Source organism: Streptomyces sp. AM25 (genome assembly GCF_058146165.1).
Genome location: NZ_JBKIWN010000001.1, coordinates 70293 through 89136 on the forward strand (window position 1 = coordinate 70293; position 18844 = coordinate 89136).

The window sequence follows — 18844 nt, forward strand, 5'->3', positions numbered from 1 at the left end:
CCGGGAGTTATGGTGCCCGTCCACACAGATGACTACACGATCGACCCACCCGCCGATACGGCCGAGGTCCTGGGCGGCTTCACGCTCCCCGCCGTGTTCGCAGCCGCCGTGCACTCCGCCCCCGACACCGTGGCCGTCGTCGACGGGGACCGCTCGTGGACGTGGCGGCAGTGGCAGGCGGACGTCGCCGCGCTCGCCCGGGGCCTGCAGGAGTCGGGCGCAGGGCCCGGCGACGTGGTCGCGGTGCGCCTGCCGAACCGCTGGGAGTTCGCCACCCTGCACCTGGCCGTCGCGGCTGTCGGCGCCGTGCTGCTGCCCGTCCACCAGGGCACCACCGACACCGATCTCCACGCGCTGCTCACCCGCGCCGAACCCGCCCTCCTCGTCCTCGGACACGACGGCAACGACGGCCACGGCGACAACAAGGCCGCGGACACGGCCCGTTCGCTGCTCCACGCCATACCGTCACTGCACACCGTCCTGCTCGTCGGGGACTCCCCGGCCTGCGGGGCGGAAGGCGTCGCCCTGCTGGCGGACATGCTGACGGCCTGGGCGGGCACGGCACCCCGGCCCGTGGAGATCACCCCCGGCATGCCCCTGCTGCTCCTCCCCTCCTCGGGGACGACCTCGGCGCGGCCGAAGCTGTGCGTGCACAGCCACGACGGGCTCCTGTCCAACACCGCCGCCGTCACCGCCGAGGCCCCCGGCACCTTCCACGGCACCATCCTCACGGCCTGCCCGCCGACCCATCTGTTCGGCCTCCAGTGCCTGCACACGGCCCTGTTCACCGCCGGCACGCAGGTCCTGCTCGCCGAATGGCACCCGGACCGCTTCCTGGAGCTGGCCCGCGCGCACGACCCGCGCGTCGTCTTCGCCGTGCCGGCACAGCTGCACGACGTCGTGGACCGCCTGGCCGTGACGCGGGAGCCGGCCGGCTTCCGCCCGCACGAAGTGCGCACGGCCGGATCGCCCGTGCCGCCCGCGCTCGCCGCGGACGTCCGCGCCGCCCTCGGCTGCGGCGTCGTCGTGGTGTGGGGGATGTCCGAGCTCGGCACCGGCACCTGCGCGCGGACCGACGACCCCGACGGCAGCGTGGGCAGGCCGGTCAACGGCTCCCGGGTGCGCGTCGTCGACGAGCACGGCGCGGAGTGCCGGCCCGGCGAGACCGGTGAACTCCAGTACCGCGGGCCCGGGTTGCTCCGCGGCTACTTCCGCGAACCGGAGCTCACGCGGGCCGCGCTCACCGAGGACGGCTGGCTGCGCACCGGCGACCTCGCCTGCATCGGCACGGACGGGGTGGTGGTCCTGCACGGCCGGGCGACCGAGCTGATCAACGTGGGCGGCCGGAAGTTCAGCGCCACCGAGGTCCAGGCCCTGCTCGCCGGCCTGCCGGGGCTGGGCCCGCTGGCCGTGGTCGGCGCGGCGGACCCCCGGCTCGGGGAGTACCCCTGCCTGGTGGTGACCGACCGCGCCGACCCGGCGACCGGCCTCGACGAGGTCACCGCGTTCCTGCGCGGACTCGGCGTCGCCGACCACAAGATCCCCCTCGACCTGGTCACGGTGCGCGCCCTTCCCCGGACGCCCGCCGGGAAGCTCGACCGCAGGGCCCTGGAACGCCTGCTCGCCGGGGGCGAGATCGCCCCCGCCCCGGCCCGCCCCGGCTCCGTCCCGCCGCGCACGCCCGGTGAGGCGCTGGAGCTGGTGCGCACGTGCGTCGCCAGGGTGCTCGGGCCCGACGGCACCGCGGTCCCCTTCTCCCCCGGCGAGGACTTCCGCCGGCTCGGCCTCGACTCCATCCGCGCGGTCCGGCTGCGCAACCTGCTGCGCGAGGAGACGGGCCTGCCCCTCCCCACCACCCTGGCCTTCGACTTCCCCACCCCGCAGGCCGTCGCACGGGTGCTGGCCGGCCAGGAGGACGGCGCCGGGAACACCGCCGCGCACCGTGCACCGGAGCAGGACGAGCCGGTGGCCGTCATCGGCATGGCCTGCCGGCTGCCCGGCGGCGCCCACTCCCCGCACGCCCTGTGGCGGTTGCTCACCGACGAGGCGCACGTGATGGGCGGCTTCCCCGAGGACCGCGGCTGGGACCTCGACCGGCTCTTCGACGACGATCCCGACCGGCCCGGCACCACCTATGCGCGCGAGGGCGGCTTCCTGGCCGACGCGGGCGGCTTCGACGCCGGATTCTTCGGCTTCTCCGACCGGGAGGCCACGGCCACCGACCCGCAGCAGCGGCTGCTGCTGGAGACGGCCTGGGAGACCTTCGAACGCGCAGGCATCGACCCGACGAGCCTCAAGAGCAGCCGCACCGGCGTTTTCACGGGCGCGATGCACCGCGACTACGCCGCCAACACGGCCGTCTCCCAGGGCGACTTGGAGGGCATGCTCGCCACCGGGTCCTCCGACAGTGCCGTCTCCGGGCGCATCGCCTACACCTTCGGTCTGGAGGGCCCCGCGCTGACCGTGGACACCGGCTCCTCGTCGTCCCTGGTCGCGCTGCACCTGGCGTGCCGGTCGCTCAGGTCCGGCGAGTCGGACCTGGCGCTGGCCGGCGGCGTGACCGTCATGGCCTCCCCCGCGCCGTTCACGCAGTTCTCCCGGCTGCGCTCGCTGTCCCCCGACGCCCGGGCCAAGGCCTACGCGGACTCCGCCGACGGCTCCGCCTTCTCCGAAGGCGCGGGGCTGCTGCTGTTGGAGCGGCTGAGCGACGCCCGGCGCAACGGGCACCCCGTGCTGGCGCTCGTGCGCGGCTCCGCGGTGAACCAGGACGGCGCCTCCAACGGGCTGACCGCACCGAGCGGCCCCGCACAGCAGCGCGTCATCCACCAGGCCCTGGCCGACGCCCGGCTGGCGCCCCAGGACGTCGACGCCGTGGAGGGCCACGGCACCGGCACCCCCCTCGGGGACCCCGTCGAGATCCAGGCGCTGCTGGCCACGTACGGCAGGGAGCGCCCGCGGCAACGACCGCTGTGGCTGGGCTCGGTGAAGTCGAACGTCGGGCACACGCAGGCGGCGGCCGGCGTCGTCGGGGTCATCAAGACGGTGCTCGCGCTGCACCACGGCGTGCTGCCCAGGACCCTGCACGTGGACGAGCCGTCGTCCCGGGTGGACTGGTCCTCCGGCTCGGTGCGGGTGCTGACCGAGGCCCGGCCCTGGCCGCGGGAGAACGGACGCACGCGCCGGGCCGGCGTGTCCTCCTTCGGGATCGCCGGCACCAACGCCCATGTGATCCTGGAGGAAGCGCCCTCCGGGAACGAGGCGAGCAGCACGGACGACGCGGCCGGCACCGGGAGCCCGGAGCAGGCCGGCGAAGTGACCGCGCCCTGGATCCTGTCGGCCCGCAGCCGGGCGGCGCTGCGCGCCCAGGCGCAGCGGCTGGCCGAGCGCGTGCAGGACGACCCCGGTCTGTCCGCACGGGACGTCGCCTACTCGCTGGCCACCACGCGCGCCACGCACCGGCACCGGGTTGTCGTCAGCGGCTCCGGCCGTGCGGAACTTCTCTCCGCTACGGCCCGGTTCGCCAGTGGCAAGCGGGCCGCGGGGGTCGCCGTCGAGGACTCCTCGCCCGGCGAGCTGGCCGTCCTCTTCCCCGGGCTGGGCTCACAACGGCTCGGCATGGGGCGCGAGGCGGCCGCGGCGTTCCCCGTGTTCGACGCCGTGCTGCGCGAGGTGTGCGCCGTCATGGACCCGTTGCTGGAACGGCCCCTCACCTCGGTGATGTGGGCGGATCCGGACTCCGAGGAGGCGGCGCTCCTCGACGACTCCGCCTATATGCAACCGGCGCTGTTCGCCGTCCAGCTCGCCCTGTACCGGCTCTTCGAGTCCTGGGGCGTGGTTCCGGACCGTCTGGTGGGGTACTCCGCCGGCGAGACCACCGCCCTTCACGTCGCGGGCGGGCTCGGCCTTGAGGACGCGTGCACGCTGACGGCTGCCCGGGGCCGGCTGATGGGCTCGTTGCCGGCCGGTGCGGCGATGGTGGCGGTGCGCATCTCGGAGAGCGAAGTGGCACCGTACCTCGCCGAGTTGCCGGATCCTGTGGCGATCGCCGCCGTGACCGGGTCGCACTCCCTCGTGCTCTCGGGTGCGGAGGCGCCGCTGGCCCTGCTCACGGACCGGCTCAACGCCGCCGGCCACAAGACCCGGCGGGTCGCGGTGAAGGTGGCGGCCCACTCGCCGCTCATGGACCCCATTCTGGAGGAGCTCGGCGCAGTCGCCCGCACGCTGACCTATTCCACGCCCGTCATCCCCGTGGTCTCGACCGTCACCGGCAGGCACATGACCGCCGAGGACGCCCACGATCCCGACTACTGGGTACGGCATCTGCGGGATTCCGTGCGCTTCAAGGACGCGATCGACCGGCTCCGGGACGAACGCATCACCGGATTCCTGGAGTTGGGCTCCCACCCTGCCCTCACCCCGATGATCGACGAGTGCCTGGAGTCCGCCGATCCCGGTTACGCGGCCGCCGTGGTGCCGACGATGCGCACCGGGGAGAGTGAACGGCACTCGGTGCTCAGGGCGGTCGCCCGGATGCACGCCCACGGCGTTCCCGTCGACTGGCGGGCGGTACTGCCCGGGGCGCGGCCCGTTCCCCTGCCGACCTACGCCTTCCAACGGCGGCGGTTCTGGCTGGCGTCCGGGCCTGCGGGGTCGGCGGTCACCGAGGACACCGGGACCGTCGGCGGCGACACGGCGGGGCCCGGGGACGAACTGCCGGAGCTGGCCGCCCGGTTGTCCGGTCTCGACGACCCTGCACAGGACGCGTTGGTGCTGGACCTGGTCCTCGCCGAGGTCTCGGCCGTCCTCGGCCTGGAGCTGGGGAGCGACGAGCGCAAGCGGCCGTTCAAGGACATGGGCATCAGCTCGGTGCACGCGGTCGAGCTGCGCAACCGGCTGATCGCCGCCACCGGCATGCACCTTCCCGCCACCGTCGTCTACGACCGCCCCACGCCGGACGGCGTCGTCCGCCTGGTGCGCGACAGGCTCGCCCGGGCGACGGCGCCGGCACGGGACGCGGACTCCGTCGTGGCCGAGCTAGAGGCCCTGGTCGCTACGGGCACGGAGCTCTCGGCGGAGACGGTGTCGCGGCTGAAGGCGCTGACGGCGGGGCGGCAGACCGCGGCAAGCGGTCCTGCCGAGAGCGCCGTGGACCTGGACTCGGCCAGCGACGAAGACCTGTTCCGGCTGCTGGACACGCGGAGTTGACGCCAGGGGTGCGGGCCGTTCCCTTCGACGGCCCGCACCCGCCCGGCGTCGGCCCGGCACTCGCGTCTCGACGCGACTACACACCGCTCGACTCAGCTCGGCTCAACTGCAGGAGATCACCCATGAACGGGCTCGTTCGGCCCACCGCCGCCCGGACGGGCGGCGACATCATGATCGAGGCGGACAACGTCAGCAAGGTCTTCGGACCGCTGCGCGCCCTGGACTCGGTGAGCCTCTCGGCTCGCCGCGGCACCGTCCTGGCCCTGCTCGGGCACAACGGTGCCGGCAAGACCACGCTCGTCAACGTCCTCACCGCCGCGCTGCCGCCCACGGCGGGGCGCGCGGCGGTCGCCGGCTTCGACGTCGTGCGCGAGGCGCCCGACGTGCGCCGGCACATCGGCCTGACCGGCCAGTTCGCCTCGGTCGACGCTCAGCTCACCGGGCGAGAGAACCTGGTGCTGCTGGCCCGGCTGCTCGGCGCGGACCGCAAGTCGGCCCGTAACAGGGCCGATGAGCTGCTGGAGCTGTTCGGGCTGCAGCAGTTCGCCACGCGCCGGCCGGGCACCTACTCCGGCGGCCTGCGCCGGCGGCTCGACCTGGCCGCCTCCCTGGTCGGCCACCCGGACGTCATCTTCCTCGACGAGCCGACCACGGGCCTGGACCCGTCGAGCCGGCTCAACCTCTGGGAGATCGTGGAGGGTCTCGTGGCCGAGGGCACCACGGTCCTGCTCACCACGCAGTACCTCGACGAGGCGGACCGGCTCGCGGACTCCATCACCGTCCTGTCGGCCGGGGCGGTGATCGCCAGCGGCACCGCCGCCGAGCTGAAGGCCACGGTGGGCCAGCGCACGGTGACGGTCACCCCGGACGCCGCCGCCGACCCGGACGCGGCCTGCGCCGCCGTGCGGCAGGCGGGCCTGGAACCGGTCTGGGACCACGAGAACGGCACCGTCGTCGTCCTCATCGAGACCTCGAAGGACATCGCCGTCGTGATCCGGGCCCTCGACCACGCAGGGATCGAGGCCACGGAACTGACCTTCGGAGAACCGAGCCTCGACGACGTCTACCTCACCCTCGCCGGCCACACCGCCGGCCCGGCGGGTTCCGCCGTATGACCCTCCCCTGCACCGTGCTCAGCGTCCAGACCGTGGAGACCCCATGACCACACAACAACTCGCCGGCCGTACCGACCCGGCGCCGCCGGCCCCCGATCACCTCGCGGGGCCGGCACCCGCCTGGTGCGGCAGTTCGACGGCGACCCAGATCCGCGTGCTCACCGGCCGGTCGCTGCGGGCACTGGTGACCGACCCCGGCGTGATCCTCTTCGGCCTGTTCCAGCCGGTGATCATCCTGTTCGTCTTCACCCAGGTCTTCCGGGGGATGAACACCTCGGCCCACTTCCCCAAAGGGGTCGACTACCTCGGCTTCGTCCTGCCCGCGGTCCTGGTGGACAACGCGGTGCAGTCCGCGATCCAGTCCGGGATCGGGGTGGTGGACGACCTGAAGAACGGCATGGTCGCCCGGCTCCGCTCGATGCCCGTCCACCCCGCGTCACTGCTCGTCGCCCGCAGCCTGGCGAACCTGGTCCGCGCCGCGGCCCAGATCGCGATCGTCATCGTGCTGGCCGTCGTCGTGCTCGGGTACTCCCCCAGGGGCGGGGCGCTCAAGCTCCTCGCCGCAGCCGGGCTGGCGCTCTTCCTCACCTGGACCCTGGGCTGGGCGTTCATCGCCGCGGCCACGTGGCTGCGGCGCGCGGAGCCCATGCAGAACCTCGCGGTCGTCGTGCTCATCCCCCTGACGTTCGCGTCGAGCGCCTACGTCCCGATCGAGGACATGCCCACATGGCTGGGTGCGATCGCGAAGGCCAACCCGCTGACGTACGCGATCAATGCGACGCGCGCCCTCGCACTCGACCTGCCCGGCGTCGGGGCCGTGATCCCCGCAGTGATCATCAGCGTGTGCATCGCGGCCGCGGGCGGGCTGCTTGCGGTGACGGGGTTCCGCCGCCCGCTCTGATTCCGCACTCCATTCCTGCTGCTCCTGTGCCCCCGTCGGGTTCCCGGCGGGGGCACGGCGATTCGGATCAATAGGCCTCATCGGCGGTGAGCCACAGGACCTCTCGACACCGGCCTACAGGCATGGGATAGTCGTTCAAAACGAATCATTCTTGAGCGGAATCAGACGTTGTCGCGCGATTACGGGTTGACGAACGTGTACCTCCGGGACAGAACGCTGAAACCCCGCATCGCGGCAGGCCACAGCCCTTCTGAAGCGCGCTCGGGCGGGCCCGCGAAGTAGGCCTCAAGGAGCACGAGTTGCCCGTTTTAAGGCGCTTAGTCTCGCCCGAGGGACGCACCTGGGAGACAGCCGAAATCGTGGCGCGCATATGCGGTGCCACCGAATTTCTTGCACAGCGAGGCATCGAACCCGGTTCTCGGGCGATGATGAGCGGGGCCAATTCCCCGGAATGGGTCGTCGAGTTGCTCGCACTCATTCACCTCGGCGCTTCGGTGGTCCTGGCCGATCACCGAGCCACCCCGTCACAGCGATTACAGATCCGCGCACAGGCGCGCGTGGTGCTCGAAATCGGCGACGGTACGGGCGACACCGCGGCGCCACGCCCCGCATCGCACACGGCGGCCGTGCCCGATGTCGCGGCCTGGGCGCGGCGCCAGGACGCCGCGATCTCCTGGTCGTCGGGTACGACGGGCAGCCCCAAGGGCATCGTCCGCTCCGGTCGCTCGATTCTGGACAACCTCGCACTCAGCGCGGAACGCATGGGGTACCGGCCCGACGACGTCTTCCTGCCCGTCCTGCCGTACTCCCACCAATACGGTCTGTCGCTGGTCCTGTGCTGGTGGCTGAACGGAGGCACGCTGGTGGTCTACGGGCCGACCACCCGCCTGGACCGCGCATTTGAAGTCGGCGTGGACCACGGCCTCTCCATCGTCGACGGGGCCCCGTCGACCTATTACAGCCTGCTCAACCTGCTCGACCGCCGTCTCGCTCTCGCCGACGCGCTGAAGACGGTACGGGCCTGGTGTGTGGGCGGCGCACCGCTGGGGCGCAACCTGGCGGCCCGGTTCCACGCCCGCACAGGCCGGCACCTGCTCGACGGCTACGGAGCGACCGAGGTGGGAAACATCGCGCTGGCGCCCCCTGCCGATCCGGTCGGGTGCGGCACACCGCTGCCCGGGGTGGTCGTCGAAGTCCACGACGACCACGGCAGGCCGCTTCCCAGCGGCCGGCTCGGCGAACTCGTCGTACGCAGTGACGGCCTGATGACCGGCTGTCTGGACGATGACGGCGAGATCGTTCCGGTTTCGGGCCCCGTCCACCGCACCGGCGACATCGGCCTGCTCGACGCCGCCGGCCGCGTCTTCCCGGTCGGGCGCAAGCACGCCGTGCACCGTGACGGCCACACGCTCTATCCCGACCATCTCGCCGAGCGGGCCGAGTCGGCCGGCGCGCAGACGGAGGTCGTCGCCGTCCCCGACGAGCGTCTGGGCTGTCGCCTGGTGTTCGTGATCGCGGACCCGGACGGTCACGAACCTGCGCACTGGAAACGGGTGTTGCGCTCTGTGCTCGCCCGCTACGAGCAGCCCGACCACATCGTCGTGCTTCCCGCGTTGCCTCTCACGCACACGGGAAAGCCCGACCTGGCCGTTCTGGAGAAGATCGCCATGACCTCGCTGCCCGTGTCGCACCACACGGCCACCGACGCAGCCGCGTTCGGCTCGGCCGTCAGTGCGACCGACTACCGCATCCCCTTCGCCGACCGTGTCGATGCGCTACGCGCAGTGCGCCGCTATGTGGCCGACAATGAGGACGCGGTGATGAGGATTCTCACCGACATCTCACCCCACCACACCGCCGACGCGGAGATTCGTTCGTTCCTCGCCACTCTCGACGGAGCGGAGGAGGAGATACGCCGGGTCCGGCCCGGCTGCGTGCCCCGGGCCGCGGTGTTCATGCCCTCCAACATCCCGCTCTATTCCTATGCGCTGTACATGCTCGTGGCATCCCTTTACACCGACAGGATCGCCTTCCGGCCGTCCTCCGAGATCAATGACCAGATGCGACGCCTGCACGCCCTGCTGGCGCCGGTTCACGGATTACCCATCGAGCTCTTCGAACTCAGCCAGCGCAAGTTCGTGACAGGGCCGGTACGCGAGGCGGACCTCATCGTCTTCACCGGCAAATACTCCAATGCCGAGACCATTCGCGAAGGGCTGGCGGAGGATCAGCTCTTCCTCTTCTTCGGTCACGGCATCAACCCCTTCGTGATCGCACCCGACGCCGACCTCACGCGCGCCGTGGACGACGTCACGAGGATCCGGCTCCACAATTCGGGCCAGGACTGTTTCGGTCCCGACGTCGTGTTCGCGCCGCAGGGCCGCACCGAGGAATTCGTCAATCTGTTGGCCGGCAAACTGAGTTCGCTGCGTTTCGGGCAGAACAGCGACCCTGCCGTCGACTACGGTCCGATCCACTACGACTCGGCACTGGTGAGCTGCTCGGACTACCTGGTGCGTCATGTGAGCCGCATCCGGCACGGCGGGCGCATCGATCTGCTGTCCCGCAGGATCGAACCGACCGTGCTGCTGTGGGGCTTCGACGACAAAATCCCCCTTGCCGAGATGTTCGCCCCGGTGTTCAACGTCGTGGCCTATCCCAGTGCGCGGCGGTTGCGTGAACGGTTGTCCAGCCCCTACTTCAGCGAACGCGCGCTGGGAGCGATGGTCTACGGAAACGATCCGGAGACGGTGAACGTTCTGTCCAAGCGTCACCAAACCTGTGTCGGCCACACGCTGCTCGACGCCGACGACGGCAACCGCCCGTTCGGCGGATTCGGGCTGAGGGCGAACTACCTCTCCTACGACGGCGAGCGGCACGCCGAACCGCTGCTCATGTCGCAGGCCGTGGCACAGAATCTACCGACGGCCGTCCCCGTCGCGGTGCGTGGGGAGTGACCCGGGTGAGCAAACGGTACGCCGACGCGTGGTCGGCGATCGTCGACCTGCTGGTGGCGAACGAGGTGGACACCTGCTTCGGACTGCCCGGCGACGACCTGGAGTTGCTCCGCGCCCTCGATGCCGCCGGCCTGGACCTCGTGCCGTGCCGTGACCAGCGCAACGCGATGTACATGGCGACCGGCTACGCGCTGCAGTCGGGCCGGCTCGCCGTATGCGCCCTGGGCAAAGGTCCGGCTGTCACACACGCGACCACGGGGCTGCTCGAGGCGCGGGAGTCCGGTGCACCGGTCCTCGTGCTCGCCGCCGGCGTGCCCGAACGGCGCCGGGGCAGCGGCGGATTCCAGGAAGTCGACCAGGTCGCCGTGACAGCGCCCCTCGTGCGGTGGGCGCACCGGGTGGGTCATCCCGACCGGGTCGTCCCCGCGACGGTGACGGCGCTGACCCGGGCCGTGGGGCCGCCGTCCGGACCCGTGTACCTGGAGGTACCCGACGACGTCCGCACGGCGGAGATCCTCGTCACCGGACCGCAGCCGACACTGCCCGAACCGCTGGTCCTCGAGCCCGTCCCCGTGGCGCCGGGAGCGGCACTGGCGGCGATCCGCACGAGCCGACGTCCGGTGGTGCTGGTGGGCGGCGGAATGCGGCACCGCAACGACGACGGTGCGGTCGAGCGCTTCGCCGAACGCCTCGGCGCGGCGCTCTTCACCACCGCGTCCGGCCGCGGTGCCGTCGACGAACGCCACCCGCTGTTCTGCGGCCTGGCAGGCCTCTACGCCGCGGCCCCCGCCCGTGGGTTGTGGTCGTCCTGCGACCTGGTGGTGTCGCTCGCCGGGCGGCTCGAGGAGACGGTCGTCGAAGGCGGAACGCCCTGGCCCTCGGTCGCGGTGGTGCAGGTCAACATCGATCCGGGCGGGCTGTCGGCCGAGTTCCCGGGCCCGCGCGTGCTCGGCGACGCCCGGCACGCCGTGCTCGGCTGGGCGCGGGCACTGGACGAGGACGGCAAGGCCGAGCGCGCGGACGCGGCCGAGGCGTGGACGAACGAGATCGCCGCCGCCCGCAAGGCCATGTCACTCGAAGCGGAAGCGGAATTGGCCCGTGCGGCGACGCTGCCGGGGATCCGCATCGCCGAGCTGCTCGCCGCACTCGACGCCACCGCCGGCGAGCCCCGCGTGCTGGTCCAGGAGAACGGGCTGCAGGACATGTGGTCCTACGGCTTCCCCTTCCACGTGGGTGGCGGGTCCATCGTGCCGTCGGAGCAAACCCCGTTGGGCTTCGGAGCGGCCGCGGCCATCGGGGTCAAGCGGGCCGCCCCGGACCACGAGGTCACCGCGTTCATCGGGGACGGAGCGTTCCTCGCGGGCCGCGCGGAGATCGCCGTCACCGCTCCGGCCCACGGCGGCGTTCTGTACGTGGTGCTGTGCAACGGCGGCTACGGCTGGCTGGACGCCCAGCGCGCCCGCCTCGGACTCGACGCCGAACGCTACCCCTTCGCCCGCCCGGGCACGCCGCCGCCCGTGATGGACGAGTCGGGCGTCCACTGTCGAGTACTGCGCGACAAGGCCGCGCTGACCGAGGAGATTCTCGCCGCGCGGCGGTTCTGCTCAGGGGGAGGCACAGCCGTGCTCATGGTGCCGGTCGCCCCCGACGACATCCTCCCGGCCCTCCGCGACGCCGAGGCGGTTCCCCAGTGACGGACGCAGGAGAGCGAGGTGACGCGGGGCGCAGCCGGGCCCGGCGCCGGGTGATGGTCACGGGGTACGGGGCGGTGACGCCGCTGGGTCACAGCGTCGGCGAGACGTGGACGGCGATGCTGGCCGGGCGCAGCGGCATCGACACCGTGGACGCGATCGACGTGACCGGTCTCGGAGTCCGGATCGGCGGCCAGGTGCGCGGATTCACGCCCGGCCGCTACATGCCCCCGACGGTCAGCCGTCGCGCCGACCCGTACGCGCAGTACGCCCTCGCCGCGGCGCTGGAGGCTTGCGAGCACGCCGGACTCGTCGTCGACGACCGCCTGGCGCCGCGGGTCGCCGTGATCATCGGCAGTGGCTACGGCCCGGTGGGGTCGATCTACCGCGCCGCCAACACCCTGCGCGACAAAGGGCCACGGGCCATCAGCCCGTTCACCCAGGTCACGACCGCCATGGACAGCGCTGCCGGCGAGATCAGCATGCGTCTCGGCACACAAGGGCCCAGCCGTGCCCAGAGCACGGCGTGCGCCAGCGGCGCCGACGCGGTGGGCGCGGGGATGCGCATGATCGGCAACGGGGAGGCCGACATCGTCCTCGCCGGCGGCGCCGACGCCTGCGTCACGACCGTCGATCTCGCGGGCAGCGGCAACGCCCGCGCACTGTCAAGGCGCAACGACGACCCGACCGCGGCGTGCCGGCCGTTCGACGTGCACCGCGACGGGTTCGTGATGAGTGAGGGAGCCGCCGTGGTGGTGCTGGAGGCCGCCGAGGTGGCCGACCGGCGAGGGGCGACGGCCCTGGCCGAACTCGCGGGTTACGGGGCGAGTTCCGACGCTCATCACTGGACCGCCCCGCATCCGGAGGGGCGGGGCGCGTGCCTTGCCGTCGAGGCGGCACTGCGCGACGCGGGGATAGCGGGGTCGGACGTGGACTACGTCAACGCGCACGGCACCGGAACGCTGCTGAACGATGCCGTCGAGACGGCCGTCCTGCGCAAGGTGCTGGGTGATCGTGTCACCCGGATCCCGGTCGGCTCCACCAAGTCGATGACCGGGCACATGATCGGTGCCGCCGGGGCGGTCGAGCTCGTGGCGTCGATCCAGGCCCTCCGCACGGGTGACGTCCCGCCGACCATCAACTGCGACGAGCCGATCGACCCGGACATCAACTTCGTGCCGCACCGGGCGCAGCACCACGAGCGCATGCGGATCGCGCTCAGCAACTCGTTCGGCTTCGGCGGCCACAATGCCGCTCTCGTGGTCCGGGCCGTATGAGGTCCCGGCCGTGAGTCACCTTCCGGAACCGGCCCCGAGCCCCGCCACCGTCACCCGCAGCGGGCCGCTGACCTGGGTGCAGCGGTGGCACTGGTTCGAACGCACCATTCCCTCGCCACGGCGGGTGAACCCGACGCCGCTCGCCGACCACTGCCACGTCCCGCCTTCGGCAACCGTCGCCGACGTCCACGAGGCGCTCGCGTCCCTCACCGCCCGCCACGAGGCACTGCGCACCACGGTCGACCCGCTCCGCCCGATCCAACATGTCCACCGCGCGCACTGGGCCCCGTTGCCGCTCGACTGCGTCGACGTCCCGGTCGTCGATGCCGGCACCCTGGAGGCCGCCACGGCGGCGCTGGCCGCCTGCCCGATCGATCCCGAGCGACATCCGCCCTGGCGCGCGCGGGTGTTGCTCGAGGCGGGAAAGCCGCGTGCGGTCCTGGTGGCCGCCCACCACGTGGTGATCGACGGGTGGGGGCTGGCGGTGCTGATCGACCAGCTGCACGGTCAACTGCGCGGCGACGACGCACCGTCGGAGGCACCCGTGCATCTGCTCGACACGGTCGCCGACCAGCCGCCGGAGCGTGCCCGCGCGGCGGAGCGTGAGTGGCTCGTGCGTCTGGCGGGCAATCCGACCGGTGTGCTGGCCCCGTTCGGCGGGACCGGCGACGGCAACGGGCGCCACCGTCTCCAGCACCGCTCGGTGGGCGCGTACGACGACCTCGACCGCGTCGCCCGGCGCTATCGGGTCAGCCCGGAGGCCGTTGTGCTCGCGGCGCTGGCCCACGACGTCGCCACCCGCACCGGCGAACACCGGTTCCTCGCGTCGGTGGTGGTCTCCAACCGGGCCCGGGCCGCTCTGCGGAACAGCATCGGCGTCCGGGCCCTGACGGTTCCGGTACAGATCGATCTCCGGCCGGGTGCGGCGTTCGGCGAGGTGGTCGCCTCGGTCGTCGCCGCCTCCGCCGCGGCCTACCGGCACGGTCAGTACCGTCCCGCGGAACTGGTCGCCGCCCAGGCCCGCATGGACCGTCGCCGCGGTGTCGTGACCGTGCCCACCATCGAGTACAACTGCTACTCGTGGCCGCGCGACTACCTGGTCCCCGTACAGAACACTCTGCCGGACGGGTCCGCCACCTGGATCAGCAGCGCGCCCGACGAGCCCTGCGAGACGCTCTACGTCGACTTCAGCCGCGACGCGGGGTTCGTCACCCTCGATGTCACCGTCGGGGATCACCTGCTCGACGCCGGGCAGGCCGTGGCGTTGCCCGCCCGTCTGTGCGGTCTCCTGCGCACGCTCGCCGGCGGTGCCGAGTGCCCGGTTCCGGCGCACCCGCTCGCACCGGCCGCCCCCGGATGGTGGCGTGCTCCGCAGGGATGGGTGTGCTTGGCCACGGTCGAAGACGTGCTGCGCGGCCACCCCGGAGTGCTCGACGTGTCGGTGGCGCCCAGCGGGGACGCCGCGGGGGAAGGCGACGAACCGCACCTCGTCGTGCACGCCCGCACCGCCCCCGATGTCACCCCCGGCGATGTGCACCGCCACGTCCTGGACCACCTCGGTGAAGTGCCCGGCCTGCTGGCCCCGGGCCGCTACGTCCTGTCCCCGGCCGACTGCGCATCCGGCCGTGTGTCCGGCCGGTTCTGCACCGCGACCGGCGGCGCGGGAACCCTGCAGGTCCCGTCGCGACCGCCCGCGACGGGCGCCGAACGGGTGCTGGCCGCCGCCGTGGCCGCCGTCGGCCCCGGCGGCCCGCCGGCCGGCCCCTTCGACAGCCCTGTCGCCGTGGACATGAACCGCTGCCTCGCCGACCACGGAGTCACCCTGGTCGCCGTCCCCCGTCTGCTGGCGCTGCTCCAGCAGTCCGGCTTCACCGGGATCGCGTCGGACGAGCTGGCCGGAACGGCCTCGCTCGGCCACCTCGCCGCAGCCCTGGAGCCCCTACCGCCCCGCGCCCCTCGTGGAGGAGAGACCTCACCATGACCGCGCCCCGCACCCGCGCACCGTCCGCGGACCGCCTGGCCCCGTGGGCCTTCGCCGCTTTCGTCGAGGCGAACACGCACGAAACGGCGTACCGCCCGCCGGTGGTGGACGGTCCCGTCGGGCCGACCATCGTCCGCAACGGCCGCGAGCTGGTGAACTTCGCCAGCATCAGCTTTCTCGATCTGGAGCGCCACATCCCGTTGCAACGCCATTTCGCCGAGGGGGCGCTCGCCCACGGCCTGAGCACCAGCGGATCCAGGATGACCCAGGGGATCTGCCGCCCGCACCAGATGCTGGAGGAGACGATCGCCCTGCACACCGGCAAGGAGCGGGCCATCAGCTTCGCCACGGGGCTGCTGGCCAACATCGGGTTCGTCCACGCCATGAGCAGCTCCGCACACTTCGACACCGGGATCGAGGTGCGCAATCGCGACACCGTCTTCGTCGTCGACCGTGACGTCCACTGGAGCATCTGGAAGGGCGTCGAGGGACTCGGCTACGGCCGCAACGTCCACGCGTTCCGGCACAACGACGTCTCCCACCTGGCACGCGTCCTGGACCGCACCCGGGCCGGCAAGACCGTGGTGATCGCCGAGAGCATCTATTCGGCCGACGGGACCATGGGGCCGATCGTGGAGATTCTCGACGAGTGCGACCGCCACGGCGCCATCAGCATGATCGACGACGCGAACGGCTTCATGGTCTACGGCCCCGAGAACCGTCCGTACGCCCGGGAGGCGGCTGCGATCCGGGAGCGGGCCGACTTCGTCATGGTGTCGCTGTCGAAGGCCATCGGTCTGGAAGGCGGCGCGATCGCCGGGCCGGCGGAGGCCGTCGACGCCTTCGAACTGCTCTCCGGCACCTCGATGTTCACGGCCGCCATCCAGCCGCCCACCGCCTACACCGCCAAGCGCACGATCGACGCCCTCGCCGGCAACCCGAAGATCGTCGACGACTACCTGGCGCATGCCGCCCGCCTTCGCCGGCAGATGCACGAAGCCGGCACGCCGACGACGCCGACCGAGTCGTACATGCTCTCGGTGCCGATCGGGAACGACGCCGCCGCCCTGCAGATGCGCGAGTGGTTCGTCGAGGACGGCTACCTCGTACCCGTCTTCTCCTACCCGGCCGTCTCACGCAACCAGGCGCTCCTGCGCCTGTTCCCGCACGCGGGCCACACCGAGGAGCAGATGGACGGCTTCCTGCGCACCCTCCTCACCTACCGACGGCGCCTCGGGCTCTGACGCCCTCGTCCGCCGCCCCCGTCCCGAGAAGGAAACCCCGTGGTGAACAGCACCGAAATCCTCAACGCCATTGCCGGGATCGTCGAAGAGGTCGTCGGCGTCGACTCCGCCGAGGTGACCACCGAGAAGTCCTTCACCGACGATCTCGACATCGACTCCCTGTCGATGGTGGAGATCACCGTGCAGATCGAGGACAGCTTCGAGGTGACGATCCCCGACGACCGGGTCGCGGAGTTGAAGACCGTCGGCGACGCGGTGAGCTACGTCGCCAACCACCTTGAGGCCAGACGACCTTGAGCGTCCTGGACCGCTTCCGGATCGACGGTCGCGTCGCCGTGGTCACCGGCGCTTCCTCCGGGCTGGGGATCGCCTTCGCCACCGCGTTGGCCGAGGCCGGCGCCGATGTCGTGCTCGGGGCGCGGCGCACCGAGAGGCTGGAGGCCACGCGCACGGCCGTCGAGAGGCTCGGCCGCCGGGCCGTCGCGGTGCGTACCGACGTCGCCAGGCCGGAGGACTGCCGGGCGCTGATCGACGCAGCCGTGCACGCATTCGGGCGTGTGGACATTCTTGTCAACAACGCCGGGATCAGCAGTGAACAACCCGCGACGGAGGAGACGGCGGAGCAGTTCCGCGAGGTCATCGACACCAATCTCAACGGCTCCTACTGGATGGCCCAGGCCGCGGGAGCGGTGATGCCGCCCGGCAGCGCCATCGTCAACGTCTCCAGCATCCTCGCGCTGGTCACGGGCGGACTGCCGCAGGCCGCCTACTCGGCGTCGAAGGCCGGGATCCTCGGGCTCACCCGCGATCTCGCCCAGCAGTGGACGCCCGGCAAAGGCATCCGCGTGAACGCCCTCGCGCCGGGCCTCTTCACCTCCGCGATGACCGACGGCTACGCCGAGGGCTACGTCGAGGCGATGATGCCGCGGGTGCTCTCGGGCCGCATCGGGCAACCCGCGGAGCTCGCTGCGGCGTTGGTCTTCCTCGTCTCCGACGCGGCGTCCTACATCACCGGCACCACCCTGACGGTCGACGGGGGCACACACATCGCGTAGTGACACGCGGCGTGGACCTCGCGGCTGCGGTCTCCTCCGGCCGAGCAGCGCGTCCCCAACGGAATCTGCGAGCGGATGTGTTCATGGTGTTGATCAGTGAGCCACTCGGCGGCCCGGGGGGCCTGCCATGACGACGGAGCCGACCGCCCGTTCTCTTCCACGCGAACCGCTCGGCGATCCGCACCTGCTCCGCCTGGTCGTGGGCCAAGGGCTGGCGGCCGTGGTCGATGCGCTGTTCGTCATCTGGCTCACGCTCTTCGTGCTCGAACTGTCGGAACCCGGGATCGCCACAGGGCTCGTTCTCGTGGCCGTGGCACTGCCGCGAGCGGCGCTCCTGCTTCCCGGAGGAGTGCTGGTCGACCGCCTCGGTCCCACCCGTGTCGTGGCCGGCGCCTCCTGGCTCCGGGTCGCCGTCCTGCTCGCCCTCGGCGCACTGGTCACCTTCACCTCACCATCGGTGACGACGGTTGCGCTGCTCGGCGGGCTGCTCGGCGCCGCCGACGCCGCATACTTCCCGGCGGCCCTGGCGTTGCTGCCCGTCGTCGTGCCGGTCGAGAAGCTCTCCCGGGTCAACGCGCTGGTGCAGGGCGCGGAGTCGGGGGGCGATCTGGTCGGCCCGGCGGTGGCCGCCGGAGCCATCGCCGCGGTCGGCTTCGATGCGACGCTCGGTGTGATCGTGGCGATGGCCGCGCTGGCCGCCGTCGCCCTCAGCACGCTCGTCCGCGTGGTACGACGTGGCGAAGGTCCGGACGCCGTCGACGGTGAGCAACTCGGCTTTGCACGTGCCCTCGGCGCGGGCTTGGGATACGCCTGGCACGACCCGCCGGTGCGAGGAATGCTGGCAGCCATCGGCCTGATCAACATTGCGGTCGTGGGTCCCGTGCTCGTGGGCGGCGCGGTGCTCGCCGATCAACGCCTCGGTGGCGCGGGATCCTTGGGCGTGGTGCTCTCCGGTTTCGGTGCCGGCTCACTGGCCGGCTCGCTGACGGCCGGGTGGCGGCCGCCCGCCCGGCGCGGCTGGACCGTGGTCGGCGGGGTCGCGGCGATCGGCGCGGGCATGGCCGGACTCGCCGCCGTCACCCATGTCGTCGCCGCAACGGCGGTCGTCTCTCTCGTCGGCCTCGGGTCCGGGTTCCTCGGAGTGGTCATCGTGGCCACTCTGCAGGAGCGCGTGCCCAGGCAACTGCTGGGCCGGGTGCTCAGCCTCGTCGTCCTGGCCACGGTGGCGTTCGACCCGTTCTCCTACGTGATCGCCGGCGTCCTGCTCCCGTACGGCACGACGACGCTGTTCCTGGTCTCCGGCAGCGCCGTCCTGGCGTGCGCCGGTCTGGTCGCCACGAGCCCGGCGATGCGCTCCCTGCGTTGACCGTGCCGATCGCCGGTCATCCGTCGGCAGACCTCGGCCCCGGAATCCTCGA

General features: G+C 72.1%; 11 protein-coding genes. All 11 read left to right on the forward strand.

Annotated features, from left to right (window positions below; all coding sequences use genetic code 11):
* The first annotated feature begins 9 nt into the window (after positions 1-9).
* Positions 10-5205, forward strand: coding sequence for a type I polyketide synthase (locus tag ACLHRZ_RS00395; protein WP_490416116.1), 5196 nt, complete (start codon positions 10-12; stop codon positions 5203-5205).
* Positions 5206-5327: 122 nt separating this feature from the next.
* Complete coding sequence (locus ACLHRZ_RS00400) at positions 5328-6320, forward strand: ATP-binding cassette domain-containing protein (RefSeq protein WP_490416117.1); 993 nt, start codon at positions 5328-5330, stop codon at positions 6318-6320.
* A 43-nt stretch (positions 6321-6363) separates the two neighbouring features.
* The gene (locus tag ACLHRZ_RS00405) at positions 6364-7221 is read left to right on the forward strand and encodes an ABC transporter permease (RefSeq protein ID WP_490416118.1); all 858 of its coding nucleotides are present in this window, start codon (positions 6364-6366) and stop codon (positions 7219-7221) included.
* A gap of 299 nt (positions 7222-7520) precedes the next feature.
* Entirely contained in the window at positions 7521-10178 is a 2658-nt protein-coding gene (locus ACLHRZ_RS00410; RefSeq protein ID WP_490416119.1) for an aldehyde dehydrogenase family protein, read from the forward strand.
* 5 nt (positions 10179-10183) lie between these two features.
* A complete protein-coding gene (locus ACLHRZ_RS00415; RefSeq protein ID WP_490416120.1) occupies positions 10184-11872 on the forward strand; it encodes a thiamine pyrophosphate-binding protein in 1689 nt (562 codons plus the stop codon).
* Positions 11869-13146, forward strand: a complete 1278-nt coding sequence (gene fabF / locus ACLHRZ_RS00420; protein WP_490416121.1) for a beta-ketoacyl-ACP synthase II — start codon at positions 11869-11871, stop codon at positions 13144-13146. The genes ACLHRZ_RS00415 and fabF overlap by 4 nt, the downstream gene beginning before the upstream one ends.
* 10 nt (positions 13147-13156) lie before the next feature.
* On the forward strand, positions 13157-15127 hold the full coding sequence (locus tag ACLHRZ_RS00425; protein ID WP_490416122.1) for a condensation domain-containing protein: 1971 nt from the start codon (positions 13157-13159) through the stop codon (positions 15125-15127).
* Complete coding sequence (locus tag ACLHRZ_RS00430; RefSeq protein WP_490416123.1) at positions 15124-16371, forward strand: aminotransferase class I/II-fold pyridoxal phosphate-dependent enzyme; 1248 nt, start codon at positions 15124-15126, stop codon at positions 16369-16371. The genes ACLHRZ_RS00425 and ACLHRZ_RS00430 overlap by 4 nt, the downstream gene beginning before the upstream one ends.
* 39 nt (positions 16372-16410) lie before the next feature.
* Positions 16411-16668, forward strand: coding sequence for an acyl carrier protein (locus ACLHRZ_RS00435; protein WP_490416124.1), 258 nt, complete (start codon positions 16411-16413; stop codon positions 16666-16668).
* Complete coding sequence (locus ACLHRZ_RS00440) at positions 16665-17426, forward strand: SDR family NAD(P)-dependent oxidoreductase (RefSeq protein ID WP_490416125.1); 762 nt, start codon at positions 16665-16667, stop codon at positions 17424-17426. Before ACLHRZ_RS00435 ends, ACLHRZ_RS00440 begins: the two co-directional genes overlap by 4 nt.
* A 127-nt stretch (positions 17427-17553) precedes the next feature.
* Positions 17554-18792, forward strand: coding sequence for an MFS transporter (locus ACLHRZ_RS00445; RefSeq protein WP_490416126.1), 1239 nt, complete (start codon positions 17554-17556; stop codon positions 18790-18792).
* The last annotated feature ends 52 nt before the right edge of the window (positions 18793-18844 follow it).

Coding starts and splice junctions, on each gene's coding strand:
- ACLHRZ_RS00445 (WP_490416126.1), top strand. CDS start 17,554: ATGACGACGGAGCCGACCGCCCGTTCTCTTCCACGCGAACCGCTCGGC.
- ACLHRZ_RS00395 (WP_490416116.1), top strand. CDS start 10: ATGGTGCCCGTCCACACAGATGACTACACGATCGACCCACCCGCCGAT.
- ACLHRZ_RS00400 (WP_490416117.1), top strand. CDS start 5,328: ATGAACGGGCTCGTTCGGCCCACCGCCGCCCGGACGGGCGGCGACATC.
- ACLHRZ_RS00405 (WP_490416118.1), top strand. CDS start 6,364: ATGACCACACAACAACTCGCCGGCCGTACCGACCCGGCGCCGCCGGCC.
- ACLHRZ_RS00430 (WP_490416123.1), top strand. CDS start 15,124: ATGACCGCGCCCCGCACCCGCGCACCGTCCGCGGACCGCCTGGCCCCG.